Below are 8,787 nucleotides of genomic sequence, written 5' to 3' on the forward strand. Positions count from 1 at the left end.
TGGGTTATGAGCCCAGCGAGCTACCGAACTGCTCCACCCCGCGGTGATGTCTTAACTGTATGGGGTGGGGGGTGGTTAGGCAAACGGGTTGGGGTGGGGGGCTTGGAGGGCGGCGGTGAGCATGGCGGTGAGGTCGGTGGTGAAGGTGTCGTGTGGGGGGGTGGGTGGGGGTGTCGGGGGGTGGTGGGTGCGGGTGGCGCGGTCGGCTAGGGCGGCGGTGAGGAAGGCGATGAAGAGGGAGATGCGTTCGAGGGCGATGGGTTCGGGGAGGGTGGCGCGGCAGGCGGTTTCGAGGAGGTGGAGTTGTTGTTGGAGGGCGGTGTCGTGGAGGAGGGGTGGGGGTTGGTGGTCGCGGATTCCGGCGCGTCCGGCGAGTTGGGCGGTGATGCGGAGGAAGTCGCGGCCGTGGGGGGTGCGGAGTTCGTCGGCGGTGGGGCGGACGATGGCGTCGACGATGGTGTGGGGGTCGTCGGGGTGGAGGGTGGGGAGGGTGGCGGCGCGGGCGGGTTCCATGCGGGTGATGCCGGCGCGGAGGATGGCGTGGAGGAGGCCGTCGCGGGAGCCGAAGTGGTAGGTGACGGCGGAGTCGTTGGCCTGTCCGGCGAGGGCGACGATGTCGCGGGTGCGGGTGGCGTCGATGCCGTGGGCGGCGAAGAGGTGGGCGCCGGCGCGGATGAGGGCGTCGCGGGTGGCTCTTGCGTCTTTCGGCACGCCGGTGATACTAACAGGGGGCGTTAATAACGACGCCTGTTATAACCGGAGGCGGGCATGGCGGACGTCTACGATCCCTTCGATCCCGGCTTCCAGGCCGATCCCTATCCGGCCTACCGGCGGCTCCGCGACGAGGAGCCGGTGCACCGCCACGGGGAGCCGCCGTTCTGGGCGCTGTCGCGGTTCGAGGACGTCTGGGCGGCGACGCGGGACGCGGAGGCGTTCTCGTCGGCGCAGGGCCTGACGTTCCACCCGGACGAGATCGGCACGCTGGGCCTGGCCCCGACGATCGTGATGCTGGATCCGCCGCGGCACACGGTGCTGCGGCGCCTGATCAGCCACGGGTTCACGCCGCGCCGGACGGCCGCGCTCGAAGGCCTGCTCCGGGAATTCGTCCGGTCCCGGATCGCGGTGATGGAGCGCAGGGCGGCCGACGGCGAGACGCCCGACCTGCACCGGGACTTCTCCTCGCCGCTGCCGACGTTCGCGCTGGCGCACCTGCTCGGCGTCCCGGAGGCCGACCGCGCGAGGTTCGATCCGTGGGTGTCCGCCCTCACGACCCTGCAGGACGAGGGGTTCGGCCCGCACTCGGCGCGGGAGGGGGCGGTGAACGCGGTGGCGGAGATGTTCGGCTACTTCAGCGACGTGATCGCCGCCCGCCGCGCCGATCCGTCCGACGACCTGGTCAGCGCGCTGGCGGCCGCGGAGGTGGACGGGGAGCGCCTCACCGACTGGGACGTCCTCGGGTTCTGCTTCGTCATGGTGGCGGGCGGCAACGACACGACCGGGAACCTGATCTCGCACGGCGTGGCGCTGCTGGACGGCGCCCACGGGCAGCGCGAGCGCCTGGCGGCCGACCCGTCGCTGATACCGAACGCGCTGATGGAGTTCCTGCGCCTGGAGGGCTCCGTGCAGGCGCTGGCCCGGACGACCACGCGCCCGGTCACGCTGCACGGGACGCGGATCCCGGAGGGCGAGAAGGTGATGATGCTGTTCGGGTCGGCGAACCGGGACGAGCGCGAGTTCGGCCCGTCGGCCGGCGAGCTCGACGTCACCCGTGAGATTCCGCGCCATCTGGGTTTCTCCAGCGGCGTCCACTTCTGCATCGGGTCGCATCTGGCGAAGCTTCAGGCCCGTGTCGCGCTGGAGGAGCTTCTCCAGGCCCACCCCCACATCGGGGTGGACCTGGAGAACGCGGTGCGCATCCAGTCCCCCTTCACCCGCGGCTGGGTCTCGCTTCCGGCGACGGGCGTCGAGGGGCCGCCGCGGACGTCGTGAAGGGCGGCCGCCGTCAGAGAGGGGCGAAGTCTCCGTTCTCCTGGCAGGCCGAGACGGTCGCGGTGTCGACGTCGTAGTACCAGAGGTGCATGCGCAGGCGTCTGGCGCGCAGGCTCTTGGTCACCGCCGGGTAGCGGCGCAGCTTGTCGGCCTGGGCGAGCAGATGCTGGTGCCCGGGATCCGCGTCGGGGGCGTGCAGGCGGCGCCAGTGGTGGGTCTGGAGCAGCCACAGCCACATCGTCGGCGCCGTCCGCGGGGCCTGCGACCGGGTCCGCGCCTGGACGGCGCCGCACTGGGTGTGGCCGCAGAGGATCAGGTCGGTGACGCGCAGCACGTTGACGGCGTACTCCACCGTCGCGGCCTCGGCGGTGAGCCGGCCGATCCGGTGCGGCGGGATGACGTTGCCGGCGGTGCGGAGTTCGAACAGTTCGCCCGGCCGGGCGCCGGTCAGCTCGGTCGGCACGAGCCGGGCGTCGGAGCAGGCGATGAACATCGCGCGGGGCGCCGGGGCCGGCGCGCCGCCGGTCCGGTGGCCGCCCTGGCGCTGCGGGGCGAGGCGGGCATGGTCGATCAGGGGTTGCATGGGGAGCAGATCCTTCGGTTCCGATGACGAACCAGACGGGGCCGGGTGCGGGCACGCGGAGCTCGCACGCGTTCGACCGCGCGCGCCTGTCCGCGTGGGCGTCCGGTTCTAGCAGCGCAGGATCTGCGATCGGTTGCGGGGCGGCGCGGCCGGGCCCCCGGCCGCCGGGGGTCTGCCGGTGCCGGCCACGGGGCGCCGGGCCACGGCGGTCACCGTGGGGGCGGTCCGGCTCGGCGGGAAGTGCGCGGCGCCTCCGAAGTAGGAGCCGTGGCCGGCCTCGCAGTGCTCGAAGGACGGCTGGAGGAGGGCGTCCGCGCCCTGGGCGGGCGACGTCGCGCAGGACACGGCGGCGGCCGAGCGGTCGGTGTCGGCGATGTACGCGGCGCTGCCGCGATGGCCGCTGGAGTGGCTCACCCCGTGCAGCAGCAGGACCAGGGGGATCGCCGCCAGCACCCACGCGCGCATCGCCCGCGTACGCGGTCGGCCTGCCCTGGTCGCACGGTTCCCCACGCCGCAGAGATTACTCAAAGTAATGATCGGACACTAGCTGTGACGAGTGAGGGGTTCCTGCCCCCCGTGACGCGGGCGGGCCCGCACCCCCCGGGGTGCGGGCCCGCCAGGACCAGGGGAACCGCCTACCCCATGTGCGGGTACCGGTAGTCGGTCGGCGGGACGAACGTCTCCTTGATCGAGCGGGGGGACGTCCAGCGCAGCAGGTTGAACACCGAGCCGGCCTTGTCGTTGGTGCCGGAGGCCCGGGCGCCGCCGAACGGCTGCTGCCCGACGACGGCGCCGGTGGGCTTGTCGTTGATGTAGAAGTTGCCGGCGGCGTAGCGGAGCACCTCGGCGGTGTGCGCCGCCGCGGCCCGGTCGGTGGCGATGACGGCGCCGGTCAGGGCGTAGTCGGCGACCGACTCCATCTGGGCGAGCATCGCGTCGTAGGCGTCGTCCTCGTACACGTGGACGCCGAGGACCGGCCCGAAGTACTCGGTCCGGAAGATCTCGTTCTCCGGGTCGCCGGACACGAGCACGGTGGGCCGGACGAAGTACCCGACGGAGTCGTCGCAGGTCCCGCCGGCCACGATCTCGACGTCGGGGTCGCCCTGGGCGCGCTCGATGGCGGCCTTGTTCTTGGCGAAGGCCCGCTCGTCGATGACGGCGCCCATGAAGTTGGACAGGTCGGCGACGTCGCCCATGGTGAGCCCGTCGACCTCGGCGGCCAGCTCCTCCTTGAAGCCGTCCTCCCAGATGGAGCGCGGGATGTAGGCGCGGGACGCGGCGGAGCACTTCTGGCCCTGGTACTCGAAGGCGCCGCGGACGAGCGCCGTCTTCAGGACGGCCCGGTCGGCGGACGGGTGCGCGACGACGAAGTCCTTGCCGCCCGTCTCCCCCACGACCCGCGGGTAGCCGCGGTACTTCTCGATGTTGGCGCCGACGGTCTTCCACAGGTGCTGGAACGTCGCGGTGGAGCCGGTGAAGTGGATCCCGGCGAGGTCGCGGTGCCGGAGCGCGACGTCCGACACCGCGAGCCCGTCGCCGGTCACGAGGTTGATCACGCCCGGCGGGAGCCCGGCCTCCTCCAGCAGCCTCATGAGCAGCACGGCGGAGTACGTCTGCGTGGGGGACGGCTTCCACACCACGACGTTGCCCATCAGGGCGGGCGCGGTCGGCAGGTTCGCGGCGATCGCGGTGAAGTTGAACGGGGTGATCGCGTAGACGAACCCCTCCAGCGGCCGGTGGTCGGACCGGTTCCACACGCCGGGGCTGCTGATCGGCTGCTCGGCGAGGATCCGCCGGGCGAAGTGCACGTTGAAGCGCCAGAAGTCGACGAGCTCGCAGGGGCTGTCGATCTCCGCCTGCTGGACGGTCTTGGACTGCCCGAGCATGGTCGCGGCGAGCAGCGTCTCCCGCCACGGCCCGGCGAGCAGGTCGGCGGCCCGCAGGAAGATCGCGGCGCGGTCGTCGAAGGCCATCGACCGCCACGCGGGCGCGGCGGCGAGCGCCGCGTCTATCGCGTCCCGCGCGTCCTGCTCGGTGGCGGTGCCGAAGGTGCCGAGCACCGACGCGTGCCGGTGCGGCTGGACGACGGCGACCTTGGCGCCCGCGCCGAGGCGCCGCTCGCCCCCGATCGTCATCGGCAGGTCGATCGGGGTCTCGGCGGTCAGCTCGGCGAGCTTCGCCTCCAGCCGGGCCCGCTCGGCGCTGCCGGGGGCATAGCCGCGTACCGGCTCGTTCACCGGCGTCGGAACGTTGGTGACGGCGTCCATGGAAACTCCTTAGCGGGAGACGAACGAACGGAGGAAGAAGGCGAGGTTGGCGGGACGCTCGGCGAGCCGCCGCATGAAGTAGCCGTACCAGTCGGCCCCGTAGGGGACGTAGACGCGCATCCGGTGGGCCTCGGCGAGCCGCCGCTGCTCGGCGGCCCGGATGCCGTAGAGCATCTGGAACTCGTAGGAGGAGGGCGACCGCTCGGCGGCCAGGGTGAGCGCGATCTCGATGATGCGCGGGTCGTGGCTGGCGACCATCGGGTACCCGTCGCCCCGCATGAGCCGCCGCAGCGCCCGCACGTACGCCCGGTCCACCTCGTGCCTGCTCTGGAACGCGACCGAGGCGGGCTCGGCGTAGGCGCCCTTGACCAGCCGCACGCGCGACCCCTCGCCCACGAGGTCCCGCAGGTCGCCCTCGGTGCGCCGCAGCATGGCCTGGACGGCGACCCCTGCCCACGGGAAGTCGACCCGCAGCTTCCCGAGGATCTCCAGCGTGGAGTCCACGGTCGTGTGGTCCTCCATGTCGAGGGTGACGGTCATGCCGACCCGCTCCGCCGCGGAGCAGATCTCCCGCGCGTGGTCGAGCGCGAGGTCGCCGGGCAGCGCCTGCCCGAGCGCGGACAGCTTCACCGAGGCGTCGGAGCCCCCGGCGAGCCCGTGCTCGTCGAACGCCTCGAACAGGCGCAGGTAGGCGTCCCGGGTGGCCCGCGCCTGGGCGGGCTCGCGGGTGTCCTCCCCCAGGTGGTCGAGGGTGACCTCCAGCCCGCCGTCCCGCAGTTCCCGCACGGCCTCGAGCGCGGCGTCGAGATCGTCCCCGGCGACGAACCGGTCGACGACTCCCCTGGTCAGCGGCACGGAGGTGATGACATCGCGCATCCGTCCGCTGCGCGCGGCGGCGAGAAGAAGCGGGCTGAGCATGGAACCCTCCAACGTCAAGGAACACCTCGCACGTTAGGAGCACCGCCGCGCAGCCCCTATAGTCAAACGCCACTTTCAGGGTGGCCAGTCCTCATACAGATGTACGAAGGAAGCGCGATGGCACTCGACCTCCAGGAAATCGTGGAACAGGCGGCCGACCTCCTGGGCGCGCCCGCGACCCTGGAGGACCGCGACTTCCATCTGGTCGCCTACGCCGCGCACGGCGACACGATCGACCCCGTCCGGATGGACTCGATCCTGCACCGCCGCGCCACCGGGGCGGTCCGCGCCCGCTTCGAGCGCCACGGCATCGCCCGCGCCACGGGCCCGGTCCGCATCCCGGCCGACGCCGCGCTGGGCCAGCTCGCCCGCCTGTGCCTGCCCGTCCGCTGGAACAACGTCACCTACGGCTACCTGTGGCTGCTGGACGACCGGCAGCGCATCACCGACCCCCAGGCGGCCAGGGCCATGCCCCTGTGCGAGCGCGCCGGCCTCCTCATGGCCCGCCAGGCCCGCGAGCGCGACGACCTCGGCTGGAAGGTCGCCGACCTGCTGTCCACTCATCCCGACGTCCGGACCCAGGCGGCCGACGACCTCACCGACGCCGGGGCGGTCGACACGCCCCTCACGGTGGCGGTCCTGCGCACCCCGAGCCCCGAGCCCCTGAACCCGTGGCTGCTCCCCCACTCCGTCCTGGCGACGGTGTGGCAGCGCGACCACGTCCTGCTCCTCCCCGCGGGCAACGCCCCGGCGGCCCTTGCCCGCGCACGCCGCCTTCTGGAAGAGCGCAACGCCCCGGTCCAGACGGGTGTGCACTCGCCCTGCCCCACCTTGGACGACGTCCACGAGGGCTGGCTCAGGGCCCGCGTGGCCGCCCGCACCGCGGCCCCCGGCGAAACCCGCGACTGGACGTCCCTGGGCGTGCTGCGCCTGCTCCGCACCGCGGGCGACGAGGCGCTGGCCCAGACGACCCAGACGCCGGGAACCGAACGCCTCCTGCAGCACAAGGATCTCGCTGCGACGGCCCGCACCTACCTGGACCTGGCGGGCAACGTCCAGGAAACGGCGAAGACCCTGAACATCCACCGCCAGACCCTCTACCACCGCCTGCGCCGCATCGAGGAACTGACGTCCCTGACCCTCGCCGACGGCCAAGACCGCCTGACCCTCCACCTGGCCCTGACACTGGCCCCCCACCTGGCGTGAGGGTGAGGGCTCAGTCCTGCGCGAGCCCCGCGTGCCGTTCCCGCAGATCCCGCTTGAGGATCTTGCCGCTGGGGTTCTTGGGCAGGGCGTCCGCGAGCACGACGTACTTGGGGCGCTTGTAGGAGGCGAGACGCTCACGAGCATGGGCATGGACGTCGTCCACGGTCAGAGCGGCGCCCGGCTTCGGCACCACCACCGCCGTGACGGCCTCGATCCAGTGCGGGTGGCTGATCCCGAAGACGGCGACCTCGGCCACCCCGTCGAGCTCGTAGACGGCCTCCTCGACCTCCCGGCTGGCGACGTTCTCGCCCCCGGTCTTGATCATGTCCTTCTTGCGGTCGACGACGGTCAGGTAGCCGTCCTCGGTCATGATCCCGAGGTCGCCGGAGTGGAACCATCCGCCCCGGAACGCCTCGGCGGTCTTCTCCTCGTCGCGGTAGTACCCGAGCGCGGCGTGGGGACTGCGGTGGACGATCTCGCCGACCTCCCCGGCCCGCACCGGCTCGCCCGCGTCGTCGACGAGGACGGTCTCCACGTTGACGGCCGCACGCCCCGCGCTCCCGGCCCGTTCGAGCTGCTCGTGCGGCTTGAGGATGGTGGCGAGCGGCGCCATCTCCGTCTGCCCGTAGAAGTTCCACAGCCGCACGTCCGGCAGCCGCCGCATCAGCTCCCGGAGCACCTCGACGGGCATGGGCGACGCCCCGTAGTAGCCCTTCCGCAGGCTGGACAGGTCGCGCCGCTCGAAGTCGGGGTGGCGCAGCAGCGAGATCCAGACGGTCGGCGGGCAGAAGAGCTTGGTGACCTTCTCCCGCTCGATCGTCTCCAGCAGCGCCGCGGGGTCGGGCCCCGGCAGGATGACGCTGGTGGCGCCGAGGTAGACGTCGACGGAGAAGAAGCAGTCGAGCTGCGCGCAGTGGTACATCGGCAGCGTGTGCGCCTCGACGTCGTCGGCGCTCATCTCGCCGTCGATCACGCAGCTCACGTACTGGCCGACGAGCGACCGGCTGGTCAGCACCACGCCCTTGGGCCGCGACTCGGTCCCCGAGGTGTACATGATCCGCAGCGGGTCGTCGTCCTCGACCATGACGTCCGGCGCCGTCGCGGGCCCGTCGCGCCACCAGGCGTCGACGTCCTCCCACCCTTCGCCCGGCGCGGCGCCCGACAGGGGGATCCACCCGCGCACCCCGTCCTGGACGCCGGCCGCGGCGAGCGCCTTCTCCGCGGTCGCGGCGAGCGCGTCCTCCGCGACGATCCCGGACGCCCCCGAGTGCCCGAGGATGTAGGCGATCTCCTCGGCGTTCAGCATGAAGTTCACCGGGACGAGCACCACGCCGAGCTTGGCCGTGGCGAACACCGTCACCGCGTACTGCCAGCAGTTGTGGCTGAGCAGCGCCAGCCGGTCCCCCTTGCGGAGCCCCCGCGCCGCCAGAGCGTGCGCGGCCCGGTTCACCGCGGCGTCGAACTCCGCGTAGGTGACCCGCAACTCCCCGCTGACGACGGCCAGCTTCCGAGGATCCCGCCGCGCCGTCCGATGCAGCAGATCCCCCACCGAATGCCGCCGAGCCCGAGCAACGATCGACACAACCGCCACCTTCCCCACAAAGCCGCAGGTGAGAGCAAGTGGGACAGATCATAACCACCCACCCCAACCCCCACACCACCCCCGAAAAGGGGGACGAGGAGCAGAACCTGAAAGGGAAACGGAAGCCGGACCCGCAGGAGATCGAAGGGCGAAGCCCGAGAGGAGTCGAAGGCGAAGCCCGAGAGGAGTCGAAGGCGAAGCCCGAGAGGAGTCGAAGGCGAAGCCCGAGAGGAGTCGAAGGC

Annotated in this window: 9 protein-coding genes; 3 read left to right on the forward strand and 6 right to left on the reverse strand. The window is 72.1% G+C overall.

What is annotated here, in order from left to right:
* Positions 1–75 precede the first annotated feature (75 nt).
* Positions 76–711, reverse strand: a complete 636-nt coding sequence (locus tag AB0C69_RS32650) for a helix-turn-helix domain-containing protein (protein ID WP_360358797.1) — start codon at positions 709–711, stop codon at positions 76–78.
* A 57-nt stretch (positions 712–768) separates the two neighbouring features.
* On the opposite strand from AB0C69_RS32650, the gene AB0C69_RS32655 reads away from it, so the two are divergent.
* On the forward strand, positions 769–1,989 hold the full coding sequence (locus AB0C69_RS32655) for a cytochrome P450 (RefSeq protein ID WP_360358798.1): 1,221 nt from the start codon (positions 769–771) through the stop codon (positions 1,987–1,989).
* A 13-nt stretch (positions 1,990–2,002) separates the two neighbouring features.
* Here the strand turns inward: AB0C69_RS32655 and AB0C69_RS32660 are convergent, their stop codons facing one another.
* From AB0C69_RS32660 to AB0C69_RS32675, 4 genes are all read right to left on the reverse strand, one after another.
* On the reverse strand, positions 2,003–2,572 hold the full coding sequence (locus AB0C69_RS32660; RefSeq protein ID WP_360358799.1) for a carbonic anhydrase: 570 nt from the start codon (positions 2,570–2,572) through the stop codon (positions 2,003–2,005).
* 108 nt (positions 2,573–2,680) lie between these two features.
* Positions 2,681–3,082 carry a hypothetical protein gene (locus tag AB0C69_RS32665; protein WP_360358800.1) on the reverse strand — a complete coding sequence of 134 codons (402 nt, stop codon included), beginning with the start codon at positions 3,080–3,082 and terminating at the stop codon, positions 2,681–2,683.
* A 125-nt stretch (positions 3,083–3,207) separates the two neighbouring features.
* Positions 3,208–4,839, reverse strand: a complete 1,632-nt coding sequence (gene pruA, locus AB0C69_RS32670; protein WP_360358801.1) for an L-glutamate gamma-semialdehyde dehydrogenase — start codon at positions 4,837–4,839, stop codon at positions 3,208–3,210.
* Between the two features lie 9 nt (positions 4,840–4,848).
* Positions 4,849–5,757 (reverse strand): proline dehydrogenase family protein, encoded by a 909-nt coding sequence (locus tag AB0C69_RS32675; protein ID WP_345184422.1) that lies wholly within the window; start codon positions 5,755–5,757, stop codon positions 4,849–4,851.
* A gap of 117 nt (positions 5,758–5,874) precedes the next feature.
* Here AB0C69_RS32675 and AB0C69_RS32680 point away from each other — a divergent pair, with 117 nt between their 5' ends.
* Positions 5,875–6,963, forward strand: a complete 1,089-nt coding sequence (locus AB0C69_RS32680) for a helix-turn-helix domain-containing protein (protein ID WP_345184424.1) — start codon at positions 5,875–5,877, stop codon at positions 6,961–6,963.
* Positions 6,964–6,973: 10 nt separating this feature from the next.
* Here AB0C69_RS32680 and AB0C69_RS32685 read toward each other — a convergent pair whose 3' ends face one another.
* Positions 6,974–8,545, reverse strand: coding sequence for an acyl-CoA synthetase (locus AB0C69_RS32685; RefSeq protein WP_360358802.1), 1,572 nt, complete (start codon positions 8,543–8,545; stop codon positions 6,974–6,976).
* Positions 8,546–8,583: 38 nt separating this feature from the next.
* Between AB0C69_RS32685 and AB0C69_RS32690 the strand changes: the two genes are divergently transcribed.
* Positions 8,584–8,787: hypothetical protein (locus AB0C69_RS32690; protein WP_360358803.1), on the forward strand; the 204-nt coding region annotated here is incomplete at its 3' end.

The sequence above is a fragment of the Actinomadura sp. NPDC048032 genome (genome assembly GCF_040653175.1).
In the GTDB taxonomy this organism is placed as follows: domain Bacteria; phylum Actinomycetota; class Actinomycetes; order Streptosporangiales; family Streptosporangiaceae; genus Spirillospora; species Spirillospora verrucosospora.

Excerpts from the sequence above, each read along its gene's own strand:
- AB0C69_RS32655 (WP_360358798.1), top strand. The coding sequence starts at position 769 with ATGGCGGACGTCTACGATCCCTTCGATCCCGGCTTCCAGGCCGATCCC.
- AB0C69_RS32660 (WP_360358799.1), bottom strand. The coding sequence starts at position 2,572 with ATGCAACCCCTGATCGACCATGCCCGCCTCGCCCCGCAGCGCCAGGGC.
- pruA (WP_360358801.1), bottom strand. The coding sequence starts at position 4,839 with ATGGACGCCGTCACCAACGTTCCGACGCCGGTGAACGAGCCGGTACGC.
- AB0C69_RS32675 (WP_345184422.1), bottom strand. The coding sequence starts at position 5,757 with ATGCTCAGCCCGCTTCTTCTCGCCGCCGCGCGCAGCGGACGGATGCGC.
- AB0C69_RS32680 (WP_345184424.1), top strand. The coding sequence starts at position 5,875 with ATGGCACTCGACCTCCAGGAAATCGTGGAACAGGCGGCCGACCTCCTG.